This is a genomic window from Streptomyces sp. NBC_00820, assembly GCF_036347055.1.
Taxonomy (GTDB): Bacteria; Actinomycetota; Actinomycetes; order Streptomycetales; family Streptomycetaceae; genus Streptomyces.
In genome coordinates, this window is sequence record NZ_CP108882.1 from 2,657,312 (window position 1) to 2,679,117 (window position 21,806).

Sequence of the window (21,806 nt, forward strand, 5' to 3'; positions counted from 1 at the left end):
AAAGAACCACGACTCCGGCCACAACTAGTAAAAGGGGTCATTGCGGACATTCCGGATGGCTGCTTCTCTGGATGAGTCGCCAGGCGCCACGAGCCCATACGGGCCGCGGCGCCGACGTATGCACCGGCCGCACGAGTGGCTCGGGCTTACGGGCGAATCAATGTCTCCGAACGCAAAGGGTTTTTTCGTGTCCGTTTCTTTCATCCGCCGCATCGCTTCTCCGAAGAAGGCTCTCGCCTCCGCCGCCGTGGCTGCCGCCGCTGCCGGCCTGGCGATCTCCGCGGCGCCCGCTCAGGCCGCCACCGGTTCGGCCTCCTCCGCTCAGTCGATCGCGCACCAGATGATCCCGGACGCCGCTCAGTACAACGCGTTCAACAAGATCGTCTCGCACGAGAGTGGCTGGAACCCCTCCGCCACCAACAGCTCGTCCGGTGCCTACGGTCTGGTCCAGGCCCTGCCGGGCTCGAAGATGGCCTCGGCCGGCTCCGACTGGAAGACCAACCCGGCCACCCAGATCAAGTGGGGCCTCAACTACATGAACTCCCGCTACGGCAGCCCCGTCCAGGCGTGGAACTTCTGGCAGACCAACCACTGGTACTAAGCCGTCCATCGGTCACACCATCTGGTCACACCGTCTGGTCACACCGTCTGACCACCGGTCCGGACACCGGTCCGGACCAGCCGCCCAGCGCCCCCACCGGGCGCTGAGACCCCCGGCCGCCCCCTCCGGGGCACCTCGTTGCCGCGCCGAGCGCGCGTCACCTTCAGGTGCCGCCCGGAACGACCCCCGTGGTCGGCGGCCCGCACCATGCGCACCCTTGCCCCACGCGGCGAGGGTGCTTTCGCATGTCCGGGGACACGTGCCCGGACACACGCCGCGCCGGAACCCCCGGGAGACGCCCTGAAGATCCCGGGCCCCGTGGTGGACTTGCCCCCGGCCCTGTCCGTCCGGCCGACCGGAGACACCATGACGACGCCGTCGACCCCGCCGACACCGGAGCCGGAGCCGCACGGGGTGCGGCTGGTGGCCGTACTCCTGGCGCTGACGGTGGTGAGCGGGCTGATCGACGCGGTCAGCTACCTGGGACTCGGCCACGTCTTCACGGCCAACATGACGGGCAACGTCGTGGTCCTGGGTTTCGCCGCGGCCGGCGCCCCGGGCTTCTCGGTGCCGCACACGGCGACCTCGCTGGCCTGCTTCCTGCTGGGCGCGGTGTGCGGCGGACGGCTGGCGGCGCGCTGCCGGCCGGGGTCCCACGGCAGGTGGGCCCGTGCGACGCTGGCGACGGAGGCGCTCCTGGTCGGCGGGTCGGCGGCGATCGCGTTCGTCTGGCCCGACCGGACGCCCACGCTGTACGCCCTGATCGCGCTCACCGCCTTCGCGATGGGCCTGCGCAATGCCACCGTCCGCAAACTGGGCGTGCCCGACCTGACCACCACGGTCCTGACCATGACCCTGACCGCCCTGGCCTCCGACTCCCGCCTGGGTGACGGCAGCGGCCGCCGCTCCCCCCGCCGCACGGCGGCGGTGTGCGCCATGTTCGCGGGCGCCTGCCTGGGCGCCTGGCTCGTCCTCCATCACGGCCTCGGCCTCCCTCTGCTGATCGCGGCGGTGGCATCGGCGGTACTCGCGGCGGCGGTGGCGTCGGGACGGGGCTGAACCGGCGCTCCGGCCCGTCACCCCGGCAGACGCGCGCGTTCCGGCGGGCCCGGCGTCACCCCGGCAGGCGCGCGCGTTCCGGCCGCGGGGTACGGGCATCGGGCAGGTGTCCGGTGAGGGCCACGGCGCGCGGTGCCGCGCGCGGGCCGGACAGCAGGAAGGTGAGCGCGAAGCCCAGGCCGACCACGGCCGCGCCGCCCACCGCGTCCAGTACCCAGTGGTTGGCGGTGGCCACGATCGCGGCCACGGTGCACAGCGGGTGCAGCAGGCCCAGGGACTTCGTCCACCACTTCGGGGCGACGACGGCGATCACGACGCCGCACCACAGCGCCCAGCCGAAGTGCAGGGAGGGCATCGCGGCGTACTGGTTGGTGACCGCGGTCATGACGCCGTAGTCCGGCTTGGAGAAGTCCTGGACGCCGTGCACGGTGTCGACGAAGCCGAGGCCCGGCATCAGGCGGGGCGGGGCGAGCGGGTAGAGCCAGAAGCCGAGGAGTCCGAGCAGCGTGGCGAAGCCGAGTGCGCCGCGGGCCCACCGGTAGTCGACCGGACGCCGGGCGTAGAGCACCGCGAGGATGAGCGGCGGCAGCACGAAGTGGAACGTCTCGTAATAAAAGGTGAGGAAGTGCTCCAGTCGCGGCAGCCCGACCACCGTGTGGTTCACGGCGTGCTCGATTCCGATGTGCAGGGCCCGTTCGACGGAGTGGATCTGCCGGCCGTGCGCCTCGGCGGTGGCGCGATCGCCCTGGGCGGCGGTGCGCACCGAGGAGTAGGCGGCGTAGGTGACTCGGATCAGCAGCAGTTCCAGCAGCAGGTTCGGGCGGGTGAGCACCCGGCGCAGGAACGGGACGCGCGGGAACGGGACGAGCGGGACGCGCCGGAAGCGGCCCGCGCCGGGGGCGGCGTACTCGGTGGGGACCGGTGCCCGGTAGTGGGCGCAGGTGCGGGACAGGAACGGCACCGCGGTGGCGGCGGCGAGCGCGGTCAGCAGGGTGAGGTTCTCGCGCAGCGGGTCCAGCGCCGCCGCGCCGGGCAGCACCATCCCGGCCGGCAGCGTCATCACGACGACCACGGTGACGGGCCAGACCGGCCGGTCGGCGGCGCGGCAGCCCACCCGGCCGACCGCCGCGAGCAGCACCCACAGCAGCTGGTGCTGCCAGGCGTTGGGCGACACGGCGATCGCGGCGCAGCCGGTGATCGCGACGGCGAGCAGCAGCTGTCCGTCGCGGGCGTAGCGCACGGCCCGCCGCAGGCCCAGGACGACGACGGCCACGCCCAGCAGCAGGAACAGGGCGATCTCCGGCGGCCCGGTGAGTCCGGTGCGCAGCAGGGCGCCGTGCAGGGACTGGTTGCCGAGGGCGTCGGCCCTGCCGCCGAGGCCGGCGCCCGCCATGTGGTGCACCCAGTAGACGGCTGAGTCGCGTGGCATCGCGGACCAGGCGAGCGCGGTGCAGGCGGCGAAGGTGGCCGTGGTGGACAGGGCGGCCCTGCGTCGGCCGGTGAGCCACAGCAGGGGCGCGAAGAGCAGCAGGGCCGGCTGGAGGGCCGCGGCGGCACCCACGCACAGTCCCCCGGCGCGTTCCCCGCGTACGGCGAAGCAGCCGAGCAGGACCAGCAGCACCGGGATGACGCTGGCCTGGCCGAGCCACAGCGCGTTGCGGACCGGCAGGGAGAGCATGAGCAGGCTGATGGCGGCCGGCGCGGCGAGCGGCGAGATACGACGGTCGGCCGGCGCGGCCGGCGGCGAGACGCGGCGGCCGGCCGGCTCGGGCAGTGCGCGGACGGCGATCAGGCCGAGGGCGACGACGAGGAGCAGGGTGCCGAAGGTCCAGCCCCGGCCGAGGGCGTCCCGCGCCGCCGTGGTGAGCGGCCTGAGGACCAGGCCGGCGAAGGGGGTGCCGGTGAACCGTGCCGAGTCGTACAGCGAGCCGCCGGCGTGCAGGACGCCTTGGGGGCCGGCCCAGGTCTCCAGGTCGGTGAGGCGTTCGCCGCCCGGGGTGGTGAGGACGGCGGCCGTCTGCCGTGCCGCGAGGACCGCCGCCACCGCCCAGAGTCCGAGCCGGGCGGCGCGCAGGCGCGCTCCGGCCGCGGTCGTGCTGTGAGCGTCCGCCGGTCGCCCGCTGTGCTCCACGTTCGCCACTCCTCGTCGGCCCCCGCCCCGTTCGTCCCCGGCGCCGCCGCACCGGGCGTCACCACGGGCCCCGCGGGGCTCGCACAGGCCCCGCGGGTCCCGCGCGAGCCCTGTGAACCCCGCAAACCCCCGGAACCCGGCCGGGCCGCACGACCCCACCACGGGACGAGTCGGGCAAAAACCGATTCACCCGACATCCGTGTCACGTTTTGTCCGGATGACCATAGTCTGCGAGGGGTGCGGTTGCCCCATCAGAGCGCGAGAAGCATCACAATGCGGGACTGCATCGTCTTGGTTTCGACGGGCAGACGTACCTGCGTACGGACTGTTTCGATGCACTGTGCATCGATTCGCGTACGGACTGTAAGGGGCCCAAGTCCTCCTATGGTCGCTTTTGGGCCCGTCGTACGTCACTGCCGCCGTCCGGGTGTCCCGTCCCTGTCCCCGTCGAAAGGCAGGCGAGCCTCGTTTTGGCGACCGCCACCGTCCCCACCGCCCCTCTGAAGACCCGCCGGGCCGACCAGACCCGCACCGACGTCACCGTCACCGACCCCGCTCTGGTCAAGCGCGCCGTGAAGGCGGCCGCGCTGGGCAACGCCATGGAGTGGTTCGACTTCGGCGTCTACAGCTACATCGCGGTCACCCTGGGCAAGGTCTTCTTCCCCTCGGGCAACCCGACCGCGCAGCTGCTCTCCACGTTCGGCGCCTTCGCCGCCGCCTTCCTGGTCCGTCCGCTCGGCGGCATGGTCTTCGGCCCGCTGGGTGACCGCGTGGGCCGCCAGAAGGTCCTCGCCGTCACCATGATCATGATGGCGGTGGGTACGTTCGCGATCGGTCTGATCCCGTCGTACGCCACCATCGGCGTCGGCGCGCCGCTGCTCCTGCTGGCCGCCCGCCTGGTGCAGGGCTTCTCCACCGGCGGCGAGTACGCGGGTGCCTCGACGTTCATCGCCGAGTACGCCCCGGACAAGAAGCGCGGCTTCTTCGGCAGCTGGCTGGAGTTCGGCACGCTGGCCGGCTACATCGGCGGCGCGGGCCTGGTCACGCTCATGACCGCCCTGCTCTCCACCGACGACCTGCTCTCCTGGGGCTGGCGGATCCCGTTCCTGATCGCGGGCCCGATGGGCATCATCGGCCTCTACCTGCGGATGCGCCTGGAGGAGACCCCGGCGTTCGCCGCCGAGGTCGAGAAGGCGGAGGCCGAGCGGCCCAAGGTCCCGCTGCGCGAGATGGTCGCGGGCCAGTGGAAGGCCCTGCTGCTGTGCATGGGTCTGGTGCTGGTCTTCAACGTCACCGACTACATGCTGCTGTCGTACATGCCGAGCTACCTCACCAGTGAGCTGAAGTACGACGAGACGCACGGCCTGCTGGTCGTGCTCGGCGTGATGGCCCTGATGATGATCGTCCAGCCGTTCGCGGGCGCCCTGACCGACCGGGTCGGCCGTCGTCCCGTGATCGCCGCGGGCTGCGCGGGCTTCCTGCTGCTGTCGATCCCGGCCGTGCTGCTGATCCGCCAGGGCAGCCTGCTCGCCGTCGCGCTCGGCATGGGCGCGCTGGGTCTGCTGCTGGTCTGCTTCACGGCGGCCATGCCGGCCGCGCTGCCCGCCCTCTTCCCCACCCGGGTGCGCTACGGCTCGCTGTCCATCGGCTTCAACGTGTCCGTGTCCCTGTTCGGCGGGACGACTCCGCTCGTCGTCACCGCGCTGATCGGTATGACCGGGAACATGATGATGCCCGCGTACTACATGATGGCCGCGGCTGTCATCGGCGGGTTCGCCGTGTGGCGGATGTCCGAGTCCGCGGGGCGGCCGCTGCCGGGTTCGGCGCCGGCCGTGGAGCGCGCCTAGCCAGTACGGCGCGGTCCGGCACCGTGCCGTCCGGCACGGTTCGTCCACCGGATACGGGTACGGGTGCGTGGGGTGCGGTACAGCGACGCTGTACCGCACCCCATTCGCCGTTCGGGTTCGCCGCGTCCGCGCCACTGTGCCGAAACCCCCCGGGCTGAGCCCTCCGAGCTGAGATCATCCGGTGGAAGCGCCAAGGACTCGGGAAGAGTCTCGAGAAGACACTCGGGAAAGGCAGCACACGCATGAGCGGGTCGCAGCTCTGGGACGACGTCGACTTCTACTTCAGCAGCCACCTCACGCCGGACGACGAGGCGCTCCAGGCGGCGCTGCGCGAGAGCGAGGCGGCCGGGCTGCCGCACATCGCCGTCTCGGCCCCCCAGGGCAAGTTCCTCCAGCTGCTCGCCGAGATCCAGGGCGCCCGCACCATCCTGGAGATCGGCACGCTGGGCGGCTACAGCACCATCTGGCTGGCCCGCGCTCTCCCGGACGACGGCAGGCTGGTCTCGCTGGAGTACAACGCCCGGCACGCCGAGGTGGCCACCCGCAACATCGCCCGCGCCGGCCTGGACCGGATCGTGGACGTGCGGGTGGGGCCGGCCCTGGAGTCGCTGCCCAAGCTCGCCGACGAGAACCCGGCCCCCTTCGACCTGGTCTTCATCGACGCCGACAAGGCGAACAACGCCCACTACGTGGAGTGGGCGCTCAAGCTGACCCGCGCGGGCAGCCTGATCGTCGTGGACAACGTGGTGCGCGGCGGCCGCGTCGTCGACTCCGAGAGCACCGAACCGGACGTCGTCGGCACCCGCGCCGCCATCGAGATGATCTCCGCCCACCCCCGCCTGAGCGGCACGGCGGTCCAGACCGTGGGCAGCAAGGGCTACGACGGCTTCGCCCTGGCCCGAGTCCTGGGCTGAACCCTCCACGATCAAGGCCGCGCGGGCCACGCGGAGCCGGTCGGGTCCGCGCCCCGCGCGGTTCACTCCTCGTGGAAGAAACCCACGTTGACGCTGCGCGGCGCGGTGCGGTCCTGGATGACGACCTCACCGGCGGCGCCCCGCGGCAGGGCGACCACCTCGCCGTAGGCCAGCGGCTGGTCGTACACGCCGACCGTCACCCGTACCGCGGAGGACGGGTCGGCCTGCGAGCCGCGCAGCCAGGCCAGCTGCCAGCCGCCGTCGGGGCCGCACAGGAACTCCAGGTGGACCCGGGAGACGAACAGCCAGTCGTCGGGGGTGACCAGCCGGCACACGCTCGCGTCCCGGCCCACGCGCAGCGCGGCGCCCGGCTCGCTGGGCGCGTCCGCCATGGTCATGCCGGCCGTGGCGCCCGCGTCCTCTCCGGAGACGGAGGCCATGGTGAGTTCGAGCACGTGCGTTCCCCCTGAAACGTCGTTGCGCGAGGGCCGGTTCCCCGCACCGCCGCCGCATGATAGAACGCCCGGCCGGGCCGCGTCCGGCACAATGGGTACATGACCGAACGCAAGCCACCGGGTGTTCCGTTCGAGTCCTGGGTCGACAAGCAGATCCGTGACGCGCAGGGCCGCGGCGACTTCGACCGGCTGCCGGGCACGGGCGAGCCGCTGCCCACCGGACTGGAGTCGTCGTACGACGAACTGTGGTGGATCAAAAGGAAGATGGCCCGCGAGGGGCTGGCCGTGCTGCCGCCGGCGCTGGCGCTGCGCAAGGAGGCCGAGGACGCGCTCGAGGCGGCCTACGCGGCGCCCTCGGAGCGGAGCGTCCGGCAGATCGTCACCACCGTCAACGCGAAGATCCGCGACATGATGTTCAAGCCGCCGCCCGGCCCGCCGCTGGGCAAGAAGCCGTACGACGTCGAGGAGGTCGTGCGCGAGTGGCGGCGACGCCGGGAGACCGGCCCGGGCGGCACCCCCTGACCCGGCCCGCGCCCAGCCCGGATCCCGCGTAATCCGCTTGCCCGGGGACGGTTGCCGCAGGCGAGAATGACCGGCATGACGACGTGGACGATCACCCCGGAACCGTACGACTCCCCGGCCGCCGCCGCGCTGTGGCGGGCGTACTACACCGAGGTCAGCGACCGCTGGTATCTGCTGCACCAAGGGCACCGCACCGACCCGGACGAACTGGAGCGGGAGATCGCGGCCTGCACCGGATCCGAACTCTCCCCGCCCGACGGGCAGTTGCTGGTCGCCCGGTACGGCGGTGAGCCGGCCGGCTCGGCGGGCGTACGCCTGATCGCCCCGGACACGGCGGAGTTGACCCGGGTGTTCGTGCCGGAGCGGATGCGCGGGCGGGGCGGTGCCGCGCTGCTGGTGGCCGCCGCCGAGGAGGCCGCCCGCGCGCTGGGGGCCCGGCTGCTGATCCTCGACACGCGCGACGACCTGGTGGAGGCCCGCGCCCTGTACGCCCGTCTCGGCTTCACGGAGACCGCACCGCACAACAACAGCCAGTACGCCGAACACTGGTTCCGCAAGGACCTGTCGCCGGCGCCCGAGGCCGTCAGCCGGCCTTCGTGACCGGAGCGCCGTACGGCGGCTCGACGGTCGTGTCGTGCGGCCGTTCGCGCTCCGAGCCGCACAGTTCGGCGGTCAGCTCCTTCACCAGCCGGTCCAGGTCGGTGGGCCGGTCCGGCCCCCACCAGTCGCCGAGCAGTTCGGCCAGGGACTCCTGGCGGGCCTTCGCGAGGTGTTCGGCGACCTCGCGGCCCCGGTCGGTGAGCATCAGGTCGAGCCCCTCGCGTTCGGCGAGATGCCGCTCCTCCACCTGCCGCGCGGCGGCGAGGACGACCTCCAGCGGGACGGGGCTGCGCTCGGCGAGCACCGCCGGCTCCACCGAGCCGTATCTGCGGATGCGCAGCAGCATCCAGCTGGCGGCGGGCAGCAGGTCGTACCCGGCCCGCTGGGTGATCTCCCGGTAGATCTGGTGGCGTCCCTCGCGGGTGCCGAGCACCGACAGCGCGCGGCACACCTCGTCGTAGGAGGAGCGGTGCACCGGGTTGGGCGGGATGTTCTCCGACGCGTCCGGCGCGGTCACCGAGCCGCGCAGCCGGTCCTCCTTCAGCAGCCACGCCAGGAGGAAGCCGAAGGCGGCGACCGGGGCGGCGTACAGGAAGACGTCGGTGATGGAGGCCGCGTAGGCGTGCAGGGCGGCCGGGCGCAGGGGCGGCGGCAGGGCGGCGATGCCGCGCGGGTCGGACTTGAGGGTGCCGGCCGTGATGCCGGGCGGCAGCCGTACGCCCCGGAAGGCGTCGGCGAGCTTGTCGCCGAGGCTGCTCGCGAAGACGGTGCCGAAGATGGCGACGCCGAAGGACGCGCCGATGGAGCGGAAGAAGGTGACGCCCGAGGTGGCGACGCCCAGGTCCTGGTACGACACCGCGTTCTGCACGATGAGCACCAGGACCTGCAGGACCAGGCCTAGGCCCAGGCCGAAGACGAAGAAGTAGATGCTCGTCTCGGCGGTCGAGCTGTGCTCGTCGAGCCGGTGCAGCAGGAGCAGGCCGATCGTGGTGACGGCGGTGCCCAGGACAGGGAACACCTTCCAGCGGCCGGTGCGGCTGACGATCTGCCCGGAGACGGTCGAGGACAGCAGCAGCCCGAACACCATCGGCAGCATGTGCACGCCGGACATGGTCGGGGAGATGCCGTGCACGACCTGGAGGAAGGTCGGCAGATAGGTCATCGCGCCGAACATGGCGAAGCCGACGATGAAGCTGATGACGGCGGAGAGCGTGAAGGTGCGGACGCGGAACAGCTTGAGCGGCAGGACCGGTTCGGCGGCCTGCCTCTCCACCGCGACGAACGCGCAGACGAGCACCACGCCCAGCACGACGAGCCCGATGATCTCCGCCGAGTCCCACGCCCACGTCGTACCGCCCAGCGAGGCCACCAGCACCAGGCAGGTGGCGACCGCCGCGATGAGGAAGGTGCCGAGGTAGTCGATGACGTGCCGGGAGGCGCGGTGCGGCAGGTGCAGGGCGGCCGCGATGACCGCGAGGGCGACAATACCGATGGGCAGGTTGACGTAGAACACCCAGCGCCAGCTCAGGTGCTCGGTGAGCAGGCCGCCGAGCAGTGGCCCGAGCACGCTGGTCGCGCCGAACACGGCGCCGAACAGGCCCTGGTAGCGGCCGCGTTCTCGGGGTGGCACGAGGTCGCCGACGATCGCCATCGACAGCACGATCAGCCCGCCGCCGCCCAGCCCCTGCAACGCCCGGAAGCCGATGAGTTCCGGCATGCTGCCCGCGATCCCGCACAGCGCGGAGCCGATGAGGAAGATGACGATCGCGACCTGGAACAGCCGCTTGCGCCCGTACTGGTCGCCGAGCTTGCCCCACAGCGGGGTCGCGGCGGTGGAGGCCAGCAGGTAGGCGGTGACCACCCAGGACAGGTGCTCCAGCCCGCCGAGGTCGCTGACGATCGTCGGCAGCGCGGTCGCCACGATGGTCTGGTCGAGCGCGGCCAGCAGCAGCCCGAGCAGCAGGGCTCCGATCGGCACGAGCACGCTGCCGGATACGTGCTCGGCAGCCTTCATGTCCTTCGCCGTGCCGTGCGTGTCCAGGGTCATGGAGACCTCCCGGTGCGGAGCTCGTTGCACACCTCCTTTCCATCGTCGGCGGTGTCACCGGTTACGGCCTGTCGAACCGTCCGGGGGGCGGGGGCGGGCGGGTCCGGTTTTCCTCCGGTCGGCCCGGCGGATGTGAAGGGCGTATGCCTAAACTCGGGAGTTCCCGAGGGGAGGGGGCGCGAGTGACGGAACCGACGGGCCACACCTGCCCGGAGTGCGGGGCGCCGAGGGGGCCGGACCACACCCCGTCCTGCGACTGCACCCGGCGGACGGCCGAGGCGGTGCACGAGGCGCGGACGGCCGAGGCGGCAGCGGCGGAGGACTTCGACCCCCTGCGGATACGGCCTTACGTCGAGGTGGGGAGCGGCGCCGGGGCTGGTGCCGGTGCCGGGTCCGGGGCGGACACCGGTACCGAGGGCGACGGCGAGGAGGGCCGGGCGGTCCCGGCCGTCGAGGCCACGCTGCCCCTGAGACCGACGCCCGGTACGGGCACCCCCGGCCCGCGGCTCCCGGAGCCGTACCCGGACCCGGGTACCGGCGAGGGCCCGCCGGAGGAGCCGCGGCGCCGTTCGCGCCGTACGGTCCTGCTGTCCGTCACGGGTGCGGGGGTCGCGGTGGTGGCGGCGGCCGGTCTGGGCAGCGGGCTGTTCACCTACCACGCACCCGCGCGGGACCGGGCCCAGGAGGTACGGCAGCGGGTACCGGAGGTGACGACGGCACCGGGCACCTCGTCGCCGCCGTCCTCGCCCGCCCGGCGCCGCCCGGCCGCCGCGCCCCGCTCCCCGTCGGCCGCCCCGAGCACCTCGGCCGGCGTCACGTCCGCTCCCCCGGCGCAGACCCGGTCGGCCGGCCCGCCGGATCCGTCCTCCCCGCCCCCCTCGGCGACGGCCACCCGCCTCCCGAGCACGCCTCCCGCCACACCCCCCGTGCTCCAGCACGGCGACCAGGGCCCGGAGGTCACCGAACTCCAGCTCCGCCTGAAGCAGTTGAATCTGTACGTCCAGAAGACCGACGGCGTGTTCACCCAGGCCGTCGAGAACGCCCTGGACACCTACCAACTGGCCCGGGGCATCAGCGGCGACGACCTCGGCGTGTACGGCCCGGCGACACGGACGAGCCTGGAGTCGGAGACGACGGAACCCTGAGCGAGCCTGCGGCGGCCGGGAGCACGGAGCCGTGGGCCACAGAGCCGTGGGCCACAGAGCCGTGGTCACGGAGCCGTGGGGAGGGCCGGGCGGGCGTGGTGGAGGTACGGCCGAGGTACGGCCGAGGTACGGGCGGCCCGACAGCCGACGGGTGGCCCGGTCGCCCTGGCGCCCAGTCGCCCTGGCGCCCCGCTCAGCCGATGGTGAGCCGGATGGTGCCGTCGGCCAGCGGCTCGACCTTCACCTGCGTGAGGTCGCGCACCACCACGTCGGGACCGTGGAGGCCGGCCCGGGGGCCGATGCCCACGACGCGCATCCCGGCGGCCCGGCCCGCGGCGATGCCGGCGCCAGAGTCCTCGAAGACGACGCAGTCCGCGGGGTCGACGCCCAGCTCGGCGGCCCCCTTCAGGAACCCCTCGGGGTCGGGCTTGCTCGCGCCGACGGCCTCGGCCGTGACGCGCACCTCGGGCAGCGGGAGACCGGCGGCGGCCATGCGGGCGGTGGCCAGGGGGGCGTCCGCGGAGGTCACCAGAGCGTGCGGCAGGCCGCGCAGGGAGGCGAGGAAGGCGGTGGCCCCGGGGATCTCGACGACGCCGTCCATGTCGGCGGTCTCCTCCGCCAGCATGCGGGCGTTGTCGGCGAGGTTCCGCTCCATGGGCCGGTCGGGCAGCAGTACCGCCATCGAGGCGTGGCCCTGCCGGCCGTGGACGACCTCCATCACCTCGTCGCCGTCCAGTCCGTGCCGCTCGGCCCAGCTCCGCCAGATGCGCTCGACCACGGCGTCCGAGTTGACGAGGGTGCCGTCCATGTCGAGCAGGAGGGCACGGGCCGTGAGGACGGCCGGCGTGGCGGCGGACGGGGCGGGCGTGGCTGCAGGCATGGGCAGAGCTCCAGAGCGGTGGGAGACAAGGCGGCCCCGCCCGCCGGTCAGGGGTAGCGGACGGGAGCCACTTTGTTTCCCCACGGTACAAAACCGGTCGGCTTCCCGCCACCTCGCGCCGTGAGGATTCACCGGCTGTTCAGCTCCCGCCGTCCGGCCGCGGCTCAGCCGCGCACTGCCTCGTACAGGCTCCACACGCCGAGACCCAGCATCAGCAGCGCCGCGATCTGGGTGATGAGCCGCAGCGGAACCCGCTTCATCAGGGCCTTGCCGCCGACGATGCCGAGTCCGGCCACCGCCCACAGACCGAGGACGGCACCGAGGCCGACGGAGATCGGGTCGTCGTAGCGGGCCGCGAGGTTGGCGGTCATGATCTGGGTGAGATCGCCGAACTCGGCGACGAAGATGAGCATGAATCCGGTACCCGCGACCTTCCAGAAGGACTGGTCGGCGGGCCTGCGGACCTCCTCCTCGTCCTCGCCCTTCTTCAGCAACAGCACCGCCGCGCCTGCGAGGAAGAGCACGCCGGTGATGGCGTGGACGAGTCGCTGGGGCAGCAGGGTCAGCACGCTGCCGGCCGCGACGGCGATCACGACGTGCAGCAGGAAGGCGGCGGCGACACCCGCGAAGACGTACGAGGCGCGGTAGCGGGTGCCGAGGACGAGACCGGCGAGCGCGGTCTTGTCCGGCAGCTCGGCCAGGAAGATGACGCCGAAGACGAGCGCCGTCACGGTGATGCTGATCAAGGTTCCTCAATCGGTCGGACTGCCCCGCCGAGAGTGCTGCACGTCTGGGAAGACACCTCGGCACGGCAGCACACTCGGCGCCCGTGCCGTGGAGCACGGGCGTGCACTGCTTGCCGAAGGTCTCGCTGGCGGTCCTGTCGGGATCCGCCTCCGGGCGCCGGCTCAGACGTGCTGAGCAGTATGTCGACGGTCCGGCGAAGAGCTACTCCCCTTCTGCTCCATCCATGCTACGTGACGAAGAAGTTCCGCCGTAAATCTTGTTCTGTCATGAGCGTGTCATTAGTTTCTTACCGAGCGCTCATCCCCCCGCAATACGGCGTCGCGAGCATTCCCTCGCTCGCGCCCCAAAACCCCCACCCCTCAAGGGAGTTCGCATGCCGAAGTTCTACGCGCGTCGACGGGTGAGCATACTCGCCGCCCTCACCGGGCTCATAGCCTCCGCCGCGCTCCTCAACTCCCCGAGCGCCTCCGCCGCACTGCCGACGCCGGTCAGCGGTGCCACCGCCCGCAGCTACCTCTCCCAGCTCACCGTGGCCTCCGAGAACCGCACCGGCTACAGCCGGGACCTGTTCCCGACCTGGATCACCATCAGCGGCACCTGCAACACGCGCGAGTACATCCTCAAGCGGGACGGCTCCAACGTCGTCACCGACTCCGCGTGCGTCTCCCAGAGCGGCAGCTGGTACTCCCCGTACGACGGCGCGACCTGGAGCTCCCCCTCCGACGTCGACATCGACCACCTCGTCCCGCTCGCCGAGGCCTGGGACTCCGGCGCGAGCCAGTGGACCACCGCCCAGCGCCAGGCCTTCGCCAACGACGTGACCCGCCCCCAGCTCCTCGCCGTCACGGACAACGTCAACCAGTCCAAGGGCGACCAGGACCCGGCGACCTGGATGCCGGCGCTCACGTCGTACCGCTGCACCTACGTCCGCGCCTGGGTCCAGGTGAAGTACTACTACAACCTCTCCGTCGACTCCGCGGAGAAGAGCGCGCTGCAGAGCGACCTGGCCGGCTGCTGACCCGGCCACGACCCCACCCCGCACCGGCACACCCGCCCGGTCCGGCGCCCGCCCACTCGGCGCGGGCGCGCCGACGGCCCGCCCCCTGCCCTCTCCGGCAGGCGGCGGGCCGTCGGCGTTCCACCCGCCTCCCGCCACCCCCTCACTCCCACCCCCTCGCCCTCCGCCGGAGTCCCGGCCGGCGGCCGAGAGACGCCCGAATGCCAAATGTTGAACTTGCAAGTACAACTTAGGTACGCCTAACCTTTCCTCTCGTTCGGTACCCCCGTCCCCCACGACGGGCCGGTATCCCCGTCCGGCGGCGCCGGACCACCGGCCCCGACCGACACCGAAGAGGAGACCCCCATGCCCGCCCTGTCCGCCCTGTCCGCCCGCCTCGACTCCGCTCAGCCGTACGTCGTCGGGCTCTTCCGCATCGTGATCGGCCTGCTGTTCGCCATTCACGGCGGGGCCTCGCTGTTCGGCGTCCTCGGCGGCGCCGTGGGCACCCACGGCGGCACCATCGCGGCCGGCACCTGGCCGGGCTGGTACGCGGCCGTGATCCAGCTGGTCGCCGGCGGCCTCGTCCTGCTCGGCCTCGGCACCCGGGGTGCGGCACTGATCGCCTCGGGCTCGATGGCGTACGCCTACTTCGACGTCCACCAGCAGGCCGCCCTGTGGCCCATCCAGAACGGCGGCGAGCCGTCCGTCCTCTTCTGCTGGGCCTTCTTCCTGATCGTCTTCACCGGTTCCGGCGCCTTCGGCCTGGACCGTCTCTTCGCCGGCCGCACCACGGCGACCACCGGCGAGACGGCCGCCGCGCAGAGCGCGGAGCAGGCCCCGATAGCCGCCTGACCGGCGCCCGCGCGCACCCCCGCACCTCCCGCGTCACCCGCACCCCGTACCCGCGCCACGGCGGCGCCCTCCCCCGCACCCCGGGGCAGGGCGCCGTACCGCGCGCCCGCCCCTCGCTCCGGGCCGCTCAGGGCAGCCCGGCCTCGACGGACGGTGCGGTCACGACAGCCCGGTCACCCAGCCGAACGGCACCGTGAAGCAGGCCACGCGGACGCCCTCGGCGCCCGGCCGGTCCTGGATCACCACGGAGGCGGCCTCGCCCTGCCGGAAGCCCCAGTCGTGCCGGACGTCCGCACGACCCGCGCCCTTCGCGTCGGCCGTGAAGTCGAGCCGGACCTCGTTGTCCGGGCCGGCCTGGGCGGTGTCGGCGCCGGGCCGGTTCTGATAGCGGCCGCCCGCGTCGGCCGGAGAGGCGCCGCACGGCCGCTGGTGCACGTAGGCGCCGTAGCTCTGTCCCGGCCGGAACCCGGTCACGCTCAGGTCGACCGTCGTGACACCGCCCGGCCCGGTCCGCTGCCGCACCCGGATCCAGGAGGCCGCCGGCACGAGCTTCTGGTCGTACGTCACCGCCGCCGACGGGATGAAGGCGGTGGGCGGCGCGAACCGCCCCTCGGCCGCGACGGTGTAGCCGTCGGTCGCGGCGGTCCCGGCCCCTGCCCCCACCCCCGCCCCCGCCCCCGCCCCGAACACGACCGCGGCGACGGCGCCCGCACACAGGGCTCCCACCATGATGTCCACCTCGTTCCGGCTTGCTCCGGATCTCTCCGGATCTCCCGCTCGTTCGGGTCGTTCCGCACGGTGGCCCGGACGGCCGCCCGGAGACCCCCTCCGTTCCTACGGGACCCCGGCCGGTCCCGCCGTACGGGACGCGCCACCCGGGTGAACACGGGGCGGCCGCGCCCGCCCGGACCCGGGTGACGATGTGTACGGACCGTGTCGATCACTCGTACCCCCCGTGAAACTCCCGTCACACCTTCGGCGTACGCTGTATGGCTGTCATCGGGGGAGTAACGGGGAGTCTCGTGTTGGAGAGCGTGGGGTCGCTGACGGCCGGACCATGGATCTACGCCATGGTGGCCGTGTCCGTCCTGCTCGACGTGTTCGTGCCGGTGCTGCCGAGCGGGGTGCTCGTCATCACGGCGGCCACGGCGGCGGCAGCGGGCTCGGGCGCCACGTCGGGCCGGGTCCCGCACGACGTGCCGGACATCGTCGCCCTGACCCTCTCCGCGGCGACCGCCTCCGTCCTCGGCGACCTGGTGGCCTACCGGCTGGCCTGGCGGGGCGGCGAACGCCTGGACCGCGCGATCGCCCGGTCGCGGCGCCTCACCCACGCGCAGGAACGTCTCGGCGAGGCCGTGTCCCGGGGCGGCGGCGCCCTGGTGATCCTGGCCCGCTTCGCCCCCGCGGGCCGCTCGGTCGTCTCCTTCTGCGCCGGCGCCGCCCACCGCCGCGTCCGCGACTTCCTGCCCTGGTCCGCCGCCGCCGGCCTCTCCTGGGCCGTCTACAGCGTGGCCCTCGGCTACTACGGCGCCCGCTGGCTGGGCGCGACCTGGCTGGCCACCGGGGTGTCGGTGGCGGCCCTGTTCGGCGCGGGAGCGGCAGCGGCGTTCCTCATGCGCCGCCGGCCCGCGGAAGGCTGAGCCCCCGGGGGCACGGCCTGCGGGGCGCGGCTTGGCCTGGCGAGGCTTGGCGTGGCGAGGCAGCGACCGCAGCCTCGGCCCGACGACCGATGACCGATAGCCGATAACCGCTCAGCGAACGGCGGCTAGCCCGCCGTCCCCCGCACGGGCTGCTGCCCCCGTACCTCCAGCCCGTCCATCAGCTCCGCCGTGGCCGCGGCCACGGCCTCCACGGCCCGTTCGAACGCCTCGCGGTTGTGGGCGGCGGGCGCCCGGAACCCCGAGACCTTGCGCACGTACTGCAGCGCGGCGGCGTGGATGTCGTCCTCGGTGGCCTCACCGGGCAGCACGGGCGGACGCAGCGTCTTGATACTCCGGCACATGTCCCCAGTCTTACGCACGGTCTTACGCACGGGGCGCTTCGCTGGAATGATCATCTCGAAGGCGGCCACCGATCACCGGGGCCGACCCGACGAGAGGACACCCTCATGACGCTCACCACGAGCAAGCCCACCGTGGCCATCCTGGGTCCCGGCGGCATCGGCGGCCTGCTGGCCGCCCTCCTGTCCCGTTCCGGTCACCGTGTCATCTGCGTGGCCCGGGAGACCACGGCACGCACCCTGCGCGAGCGCGGGATCGAGGTCCGCAGCGGTCAGTTCGGCGACTTCACGGCGGCCGTGGAGGCGGACACCGAGCTGCGCGAGCCCGTCGACGCCTGCCTGATCGCCGTCAAGCACACCACCCTGGACGCCGCTCTCACCCGCGTCCCTCCGGCGGCCCTCGGCGACGCGCTCGTCGTCCCCCTCCTGAACGGCGTCGAGCACCCCGCAGCCCTGCGAGCCCGCTACGGCCCCGACCGGGTCGCCCCCGGGGTGATCCGCGTGGAGGCCACCCGGCTCGCCCCCCGGACCACGGAACCCGGGACGACCGGGACGGCCGGGACGACCGCGGCACCCGGGACGACCGCCCGGACATCCACCGGGCCCGTCGTGATCGAACACGGCAGCCCGTTCACCGAGATCGACCTGGCCGCCGGCACGGCATCCCGCCCCCGCCTCGACGCCCTCGCGGCCGCCCTCTCCACCGCGGGCACGACGGCGCGCGTGCTGGAGGACGAGACCACGGCCCTGTGGGCGAAGATGGCGTTCCTCGCCCCCTTCGCCCTGCTCACCACCCGGTACGGCCTCCCCCTCGGCGAGGTACGGACCCGCCACCGCGAGGAGCTGGAGTCGCTGGTCGCCGAGACCGCCGAGGTCAGCCGCGCCTGCGGCGCCCCCGCGGACCCGGCCCGTGCGCTGGCCCGGTACGACGCCTTCCCGCCCGCCGCCAAGTCCTCCATGCAGCGCGACGCGGAGGCGGGCCGCCCGCTCGAACTCGACGCCATCGGCGGCGCGTTGCTGCGCGCGGCCGACCGGCACGACGTACGGGTGCCGGTGACGGCCCGCCTGGTGCGGGAGATCCGCGCCGCCGGCCACTGAGCCACCCGGGGCCGACGGGTGACCACCCGCCGGCCCCGGACCGCCACCGCCGGCCGCCCCTCGGATTCCGGACCACTCGTTCGACTGAACCTCACGAGTCGAACCCGCCTCTGAAATTCGAACAGGCGTACCATTGCCACGTGGCTACGACCCCTGAATTCCCCAGTGACCTCCTCGCCGGCCAGGAGGAGCTGCACCAGGTCCGGGCCGAGCTGTCGGCCCTGCTCAAGCGGCTGCCCTGGTCGGTCGAGCCGATGGACGGATTCCACGACGACAACGGCTGGCGCAAGGTGGAACGCCCCGCGTCCCCCGGCTGGTCCCCCGACGAACAGGCCGAGGTGGAGAAGCTCCGGCGCCGGGAACACGAACTCGCGGTCTTCGTCAGCGGCCACCGCTTCTGGGCCGAGGTCGCGGCAGCCGACCGCGTGGAAGCCCGCACCACACTGAAGCACGTCCGCGAGGAACCCGCACCGGAGAACAAATGAACGAAGAAGCCCCCGGCCGCGTTCGGCCGGGGGCTTCTTCCCGTGTGGGCGCGGACGGTTTCGAACCGCCGACATCCTGCTTGTAAGGCAGGCGCTCTACCCCTGAGCTACGCACCCGGACCCTGAGTCATGCGCTCAGGACAGATCGACAGCCTACATCGCCCAGGGGGCGGTGCCGCAAACCGCGTGCGGGCGGCTCCCGGCTGCTCCTGCTCTCCCCAGCCCCCCTGCTCCTCCCCCCGTTTCCCCCTGTTCCCCCTGCGCGGGTCGCGTCAGCCGCGTCCCCGGCACGGCGGGTCATTCCGGATGAGCCACCGCCTCCTTCTGCAGGCCCACCGCCTCCGCCAGGCCCAGCCGCGGCTCCGCCTTCCGCAGCGCCTTCAGCGCCGCGATGGAGGCGATGTCTCCCGCGAAGCCGACGGCGGCCAGCCGCGAGCGAACCCAGCGGGCGCGCAGCTGGGTCTCGGTGGTGGCGGCGGCGGAGGCGACGAGCGCGAGGGCGTGTTCCAGGCCCGGACGGTTCTCGGGCGACGCCTCGTCCAGCGCCCGGCGCAGCGCCTCGGCGATCACGTCGGCGTCCCGGATGAGCAGTGTGTGCGCGTGTTTCCCGTTCGGTGCCCCGATACCTGTCATGCGGATCATCGTGGCCGCCGTGCGCCACGCCGCCAAGCGACTTGAGGAGTTCCTGAGGCACGGCCGGCCCGGCACTTCCGGATCACGCCCCGGAGGGGGAAAGTGGTGGCACGAAAGGCGAACTGACCGACCCGTGTGTTCGTCTTCAACGGGTGGGAGAATGACACCACCCAGGGCGACCACAGCACGGGAGAGGGATGTGACGGCGACACCGGGCACGCCACGTTCGCAGCCGTACCCATCGTCGACCGCACGAGCCCCGCACCGGCGTGGGTCCTCGGCGCTGCGCGACACGCTGACCCTGATGAGCCTGCCGGTGCTGGCCGCTCTCGCGGTGCCGGCGGCGTTCGCGGGCGGGGGCACCCGGCGCTGGTTCGGCGGGCGGGCGGAGAGCCAGCGGGCCGAGGCGCAGGCGGCGAAGGACGCGGCGGCGGCCGCGTTCTACGAACTCGACACCGCGCAGCGGGACCTGAGGATCTCCGTCGAGACCATCACGGCCGTGGACGACTCCCCCGCCGCCCGTCGCGCGGTCGCCGACTTCGCGGCGCTGGGCGGGCGCATCGACGAGGCCAGCCGGCGGTACATCCAGGCCGTCGACGCCCACGACCTCGACCGGGACGACCTCGACGCCTCGGCCGCCGTCCGCGCCCGTACCGAGCTGACCGCCGCCAAGGCCGAACTGGCCGGCGTCAAGGAGGAGCTGGACCGGTACGGCAGTTCGCTCGGCCCGCTGCTGGGCAAGGCCGAGACCCAGCTGGCCCGGCTCGCCCCGGCCGTGGAACGGGCCCGGCAGGCGCTGCTGGGCGCGAGCAACGCCCTGGACGCCGTACGCGCGAAGAACCTTCGGGCCGACGACCTCGCCGCCCGGCTCGCCGCCCTCTCCCCCGAGCTGACGAAGCTGAACCAGGGTGCCGGGCAGCACGGGGTGGCGCAGACGCTGGAGCGTGCCGAGCGGGTGCAGCGGGAGGCCGGCGCGATCCGGGCGGAGGCCGAGCGGCTGCCGGAGAAGGCCGCCGAGATCGACCACCGGCTGGTGAGCCTGCGCACCCGTGCCCAGGCGCTGACGACCCGGGCCGGGCAGGTCGACCCCGTGCTGAGCGAGCTGCGGCGGCGCTTCGCGGCGGCCTGCTGGCAGGACCTGCAGCAGGTGCCCGCGCAGGCCGCGGAGAACGTCCGGCAGGCCGAGCTGAAGCTGCGCGAGGCGCAGACCGCGCGGGACGCCCAGCGCTGGCCGGACGCCACCTCGCTGCTGTCGACCGTACGGGCCCTGCTGAACACCACCGACGAGGCCGTCTCGGCCGCCGGCGACCGGCTGACCAGGCTGAACGCCGTCCAGAAGGACCCGCAGGCTGAGATCCAGCGGGCCCGGTTCGCGATCCGGGACGCCCAGCGGCTGGCCATGACGGGCCGTACGACGCCGGATCCGCGGCACGCCCGGCCGCTGGACGACGCGGTGGCGCGGCTGGAGCGGGCGATCGGCACGCTGGAGGGCGGCCGGCACCCGGACTACTGGCACTTCCTCACCGAGACGGAGGCGGTGCGGCAGACGGTGTCCCGGGTGGTGTCGCAGATCCGTGAGGAGCGCGGGAGCGTCACGGGCCACTGAGGCGCCCGCGCCGTCGGACGTGCGGGCCGTCGGACGTGCGGGCCGTCGGGCGTGTGGGCCGTCGGACGCGCGGGCCGTCGGGCGTGTGGGCCGTCGGGCGTGTGGGCCGTCGGGCGTGTGGGCCGTCGGGCGTGTGGGCCACCGGACGGGCACGGGCTGTGGCCGGCGGGGCCGTGCCCTGAGCTGCGCGTGTTGCCGGTGGGTGCGGGCGGGCCGATATTGGGAGGGACGGCTGATCTCCGCACGCCGACGCCCGAGGGAGGCGGATATGGCCACACACGCAGTGCACAGGCGATCCGAGCGCCCCGCACGGGGACGCATCCGATTCGACGAGCACCTGCCCGTCGATCACCGCCTGAACACGGTCTACCGGATCGGCGCGGGTGTCATCGGCCTGTTCCTGCTCGTCTTCGGCATCCTCGGCCTGGTCGACGAGATCGGGTTCTTCAACACCGGTGGCGACACGGTGGCGGGCCTGAACACCAACGGCGCACTGAGCGTGCTGTCGATCGTCGTCGGGGTGCTGCTCCTGGTGGGGATGGTGATCGGCGGGAACCTCGCGTCCACGCTGAACATGGTCTTCGGCATCCTGTTCATCCTGAGCGGGTTCGTGAACCTGGGCCTGCTGGACACCGACAGCAACATCCTGGCGTTCAAGATCCAGAACGTGTTCTTCACCTTCGTCGTCGGCGTGCTGCTGATGGCGTTCGGGATGTACGGCCGCGTCGGCTCGACGCTGCCGCACGACAACCCGTACTGGCGTTCCCGCCACCCCGAGTCGGCCGACGAACGGCAGGAGCCCACGCGACCGGCGGTCTCACCAGGACCCTGAGGAAGCCGGATGGGTCGCGCCCCTGACCGACCCGGTCCGCTCGCGGCGGACGGCGGCTAATGTGTGCGCATGCCTCGCTACGAGTACCGCTGCCGGACCTGCGGCGACACCTTCGAACTCAGCCGCCCCATGGCGGAGTCCGCCGCCCCCGCGGCCTGCCCCGCCGGCCATGACGACACGGTCAAGCTGCTGTCGACGGTCGCCGTGGGCGGCACGTCCAGCGCCCCGGCCCCCGCACCCCGCTCGGGCGGTGGCGGCGGCTGCTGCGGCGGGGGTTGCTGCGGCTGAATCGACGTGGGCGTCAACGCTTGTGGGCCCACGCCCGTAGTCCACGCCTGTGGGCCCACACTCGT

At 73.0% G+C, this 21,806-nt stretch carries 23 protein-coding genes and 1 tRNA gene; 15 read left to right on the forward strand and 9 right to left on the reverse strand.

Translation table 11 applies throughout. From position 1 onward, the window contains the following. Positions 1–187: 187 nt before the first annotated feature. Entirely contained in the window at positions 188–601 is a 414-nt protein-coding gene (locus tag OIB37_RS12135; RefSeq protein WP_330457591.1) for a transglycosylase SLT domain-containing protein, read from the forward strand. Between the two features lie 366 nt (positions 602–967). Further along, positions 968–1,660: a YoaK family protein gene (locus OIB37_RS12140; protein WP_330457592.1), complete on the forward strand. Its 693-nt coding sequence runs from the start codon at positions 968–970 to the stop codon at positions 1,658–1,660. Positions 1,661–1,715: 55 nt separating this feature from the next. Here OIB37_RS12140 and OIB37_RS12145 read toward each other — a convergent pair whose 3' ends face one another. Beyond that, on the reverse strand, positions 1,716–3,800 hold the full coding sequence (locus OIB37_RS12145; RefSeq protein ID WP_330457593.1) for a bifunctional glycosyltransferase 87/phosphatase PAP2 family protein: 2,085 nt from the start codon (positions 3,798–3,800) through the stop codon (positions 1,716–1,718). Between the two features lie 461 nt (positions 3,801–4,261). On the opposite strand from OIB37_RS12145, the gene proP reads away from it, so the two are divergent. Together proP and OIB37_RS12155 are read left to right on the forward strand one after the other, a co-directional pair. After that, entirely contained in the window at positions 4,262–5,638 is a 1,377-nt protein-coding gene (gene proP, locus OIB37_RS12150) for a glycine betaine/L-proline transporter ProP (RefSeq protein WP_330457594.1), read from the forward strand. Positions 5,639–5,880: 242 nt separating this feature from the next. After that, positions 5,881–6,552, forward strand: coding sequence for an O-methyltransferase (locus tag OIB37_RS12155; protein WP_330457595.1), 672 nt, complete (start codon positions 5,881–5,883; stop codon positions 6,550–6,552). Between the two features lie 62 nt (positions 6,553–6,614). On the opposite strand, the gene OIB37_RS12160 is transcribed toward OIB37_RS12155, so the two are convergent. Next, a complete protein-coding gene (locus OIB37_RS12160) occupies positions 6,615–7,007 on the reverse strand; it encodes a hypothetical protein (protein WP_330457596.1) in 393 nt (130 codons plus the stop codon). A 99-nt stretch (positions 7,008–7,106) separates the two neighbouring features. Here OIB37_RS12160 and OIB37_RS12165 point away from each other — a divergent pair, with 99 nt between their 5' ends. Together OIB37_RS12165 and OIB37_RS12170 are read left to right on the forward strand one after the other, a co-directional pair. Further along, on the forward strand, positions 7,107–7,529 hold the full coding sequence (locus tag OIB37_RS12165) for a J-domain-containing protein (RefSeq protein WP_330457597.1): 423 nt from the start codon (positions 7,107–7,109) through the stop codon (positions 7,527–7,529). Positions 7,530–7,595: 66 nt separating this feature from the next. Further along, on the forward strand, positions 7,596–8,129 hold the full coding sequence (locus OIB37_RS12170; protein ID WP_330457598.1) for a GNAT family N-acetyltransferase: 534 nt from the start codon (positions 7,596–7,598) through the stop codon (positions 8,127–8,129). Here the strand turns inward: OIB37_RS12170 and OIB37_RS12175 are convergent. Continuing rightward, positions 8,113–10,176 (reverse strand): MDR family MFS transporter, encoded by a 2,064-nt coding sequence (locus tag OIB37_RS12175; RefSeq protein WP_330457599.1) that lies wholly within the window; start codon positions 10,174–10,176, stop codon positions 8,113–8,115. The genes OIB37_RS12170 and OIB37_RS12175 overlap by 17 nt on opposite strands. 182 nt (positions 10,177–10,358) lie before the next feature. On the opposite strand from OIB37_RS12175, the gene OIB37_RS12180 reads away from it, so the two are divergent. Further along, positions 10,359–11,321 carry a peptidoglycan-binding domain-containing protein gene (locus OIB37_RS12180; RefSeq protein WP_330457600.1) on the forward strand — a complete coding sequence of 321 codons (963 nt, stop codon included), beginning with the start codon at positions 10,359–10,361 and terminating at the stop codon, positions 11,319–11,321. Positions 11,322–11,514: 193 nt separating this feature from the next. Here OIB37_RS12180 and OIB37_RS12185 read toward each other — a convergent pair whose 3' ends face one another. Both OIB37_RS12185 and OIB37_RS12190 read right to left on the reverse strand, forming a co-directional pair. After that, positions 11,515–12,201 carry an HAD-IA family hydrolase gene (locus OIB37_RS12185; protein ID WP_330457601.1) on the reverse strand — a complete coding sequence of 229 codons (687 nt, stop codon included), beginning with the start codon at positions 12,199–12,201 and terminating at the stop codon, positions 11,515–11,517. A 164-nt stretch (positions 12,202–12,365) separates the two neighbouring features. Beyond that, positions 12,366–12,947 carry a TMEM165/GDT1 family protein gene (locus tag OIB37_RS12190; RefSeq protein WP_330457602.1) on the reverse strand — a complete coding sequence of 194 codons (582 nt, stop codon included), beginning with the start codon at positions 12,945–12,947 and terminating at the stop codon, positions 12,366–12,368. A 374-nt stretch (positions 12,948–13,321) separates the two neighbouring features. Between OIB37_RS12190 and OIB37_RS12195 the strand changes: the two genes are divergently transcribed. Beyond that, positions 13,322–13,966 carry an HNH endonuclease family protein gene (locus tag OIB37_RS12195; RefSeq protein ID WP_330457603.1) on the forward strand — a complete coding sequence of 215 codons (645 nt, stop codon included), beginning with the start codon at positions 13,322–13,324 and terminating at the stop codon, positions 13,964–13,966. A gap of 363 nt (positions 13,967–14,329) precedes the next feature. Next, the gene (locus OIB37_RS12200) at positions 14,330–14,800 is read left to right on the forward strand and encodes a DoxX family protein (protein ID WP_330461825.1); all 471 of its coding nucleotides are present in this window, start codon (positions 14,330–14,332) and stop codon (positions 14,798–14,800) included. A 159-nt stretch (positions 14,801–14,959) separates the two neighbouring features. Here the strand turns inward: OIB37_RS12200 and OIB37_RS12205 are convergent, their stop codons facing one another. Further along, complete coding sequence (locus OIB37_RS12205) at positions 14,960–15,529, reverse strand: superoxide dismutase family protein (RefSeq protein ID WP_330457604.1); 570 nt, start codon at positions 15,527–15,529, stop codon at positions 14,960–14,962. Positions 15,530–15,822: 293 nt separating this feature from the next. Here OIB37_RS12205 and OIB37_RS12210 point away from each other — a divergent pair, with 293 nt between their 5' ends. Further along, entirely contained in the window at positions 15,823–16,440 is a 618-nt protein-coding gene (locus OIB37_RS12210) for a DedA family protein (RefSeq protein WP_330457605.1), read from the forward strand. Between the two features lie 125 nt (positions 16,441–16,565). On the opposite strand, the gene OIB37_RS12215 is transcribed toward OIB37_RS12210, so the two are convergent. Next, the gene (locus OIB37_RS12215) at positions 16,566–16,802 is read right to left on the reverse strand and encodes a DUF2277 domain-containing protein (RefSeq protein ID WP_330457606.1); all 237 of its coding nucleotides are present in this window, start codon (positions 16,800–16,802) and stop codon (positions 16,566–16,568) included. Positions 16,803–16,907: 105 nt separating this feature from the next. Here OIB37_RS12215 and OIB37_RS12220 point away from each other — a divergent pair, with 105 nt between their 5' ends. Together OIB37_RS12220 and OIB37_RS12225 are read left to right on the forward strand one after the other, a co-directional pair. Further along, positions 16,908–17,897 (forward strand): ketopantoate reductase family protein, encoded by a 990-nt coding sequence (locus tag OIB37_RS12220; protein WP_330457607.1) that lies wholly within the window; start codon positions 16,908–16,910, stop codon positions 17,895–17,897. 140 nt (positions 17,898–18,037) lie between these two features. Next, positions 18,038–18,382: a hypothetical protein gene (locus OIB37_RS12225; RefSeq protein ID WP_330457608.1), complete on the forward strand. Its 345-nt coding sequence runs from the start codon at positions 18,038–18,040 to the stop codon at positions 18,380–18,382. Between the two features lie 45 nt (positions 18,383–18,427). On the opposite strand, the gene OIB37_RS12230 is transcribed toward OIB37_RS12225, so the two are convergent. Together OIB37_RS12230 and OIB37_RS12235 are read right to left on the reverse strand one after the other, a co-directional pair. Continuing rightward, a tRNA-Val gene (locus OIB37_RS12230) sits at positions 18,428–18,499 on the reverse strand. Between the two features lie 180 nt (positions 18,500–18,679). Then, positions 18,680–19,015, reverse strand: a complete 336-nt coding sequence (locus tag OIB37_RS12235; RefSeq protein WP_330457609.1) for a hypothetical protein — start codon at positions 19,013–19,015, stop codon at positions 18,680–18,682. A 199-nt stretch (positions 19,016–19,214) separates the two neighbouring features. On the opposite strand from OIB37_RS12235, the gene OIB37_RS12240 reads away from it, so the two are divergent. From OIB37_RS12240 to OIB37_RS12250, 3 genes are all read left to right on the forward strand, one after another. Next, positions 19,215–20,621: a hypothetical protein gene (locus OIB37_RS12240; protein WP_330457610.1), complete on the forward strand. Its 1,407-nt coding sequence runs from the start codon at positions 19,215–19,217 to the stop codon at positions 20,619–20,621. Between the two features lie 268 nt (positions 20,622–20,889). Then, on the forward strand, positions 20,890–21,453 hold the full coding sequence (locus OIB37_RS12245; protein WP_330457611.1) for a DUF4383 domain-containing protein: 564 nt from the start codon (positions 20,890–20,892) through the stop codon (positions 21,451–21,453). A gap of 69 nt (positions 21,454–21,522) precedes the next feature. Next, positions 21,523–21,741: an FmdB family zinc ribbon protein gene (locus OIB37_RS12250; protein ID WP_330457612.1), complete on the forward strand. Its 219-nt coding sequence runs from the start codon at positions 21,523–21,525 to the stop codon at positions 21,739–21,741. Positions 21,742–21,806: the final 65 nt, after the last annotated feature.

Coding starts and splice junctions, on each gene's coding strand:
- OIB37_RS12140 (WP_330457592.1), top strand. CDS start 968: ATGACGACGCCGTCGACCCCGCCGACACCGGAGCCGGAGCCGCACGGG.
- OIB37_RS12155 (WP_330457595.1), top strand. CDS start 5,881: ATGAGCGGGTCGCAGCTCTGGGACGACGTCGACTTCTACTTCAGCAGC.
- OIB37_RS12165 (WP_330457597.1), top strand. CDS start 7,107: ATGACCGAACGCAAGCCACCGGGTGTTCCGTTCGAGTCCTGGGTCGAC.
- OIB37_RS12170 (WP_330457598.1), top strand. CDS start 7,596: ATGACCGGCATGACGACGTGGACGATCACCCCGGAACCGTACGACTCC.
- OIB37_RS12175 (WP_330457599.1), bottom strand. CDS start 10,176: ATGACCCTGGACACGCACGGCACGGCGAAGGACATGAAGGCTGCCGAG.
- OIB37_RS12185 (WP_330457601.1), bottom strand. CDS start 12,201: ATGCCTGCAGCCACGCCCGCCCCGTCCGCCGCCACGCCGGCCGTCCTC.
- OIB37_RS12195 (WP_330457603.1), top strand. CDS start 13,322: ATGCCGAAGTTCTACGCGCGTCGACGGGTGAGCATACTCGCCGCCCTC.
- OIB37_RS12205 (WP_330457604.1), bottom strand. CDS start 15,529: ATGGTGGGAGCCCTGTGTGCGGGCGCCGTCGCCGCGGTCGTGTTCGGG.
- OIB37_RS12215 (WP_330457606.1), bottom strand. CDS start 16,802: ATGTGCCGGAGTATCAAGACGCTGCGTCCGCCCGTGCTGCCCGGTGAG.
- OIB37_RS12220 (WP_330457607.1), top strand. CDS start 16,908: ATGACGCTCACCACGAGCAAGCCCACCGTGGCCATCCTGGGTCCCGGC.
- OIB37_RS12235 (WP_330457609.1), bottom strand. CDS start 19,015: ATGACAGGTATCGGGGCACCGAACGGGAAACACGCGCACACACTGCTC.
- OIB37_RS12245 (WP_330457611.1), top strand. CDS start 20,890: ATGGCCACACACGCAGTGCACAGGCGATCCGAGCGCCCCGCACGGGGA.
- OIB37_RS12250 (WP_330457612.1), top strand. CDS start 21,523: ATGCCTCGCTACGAGTACCGCTGCCGGACCTGCGGCGACACCTTCGAA.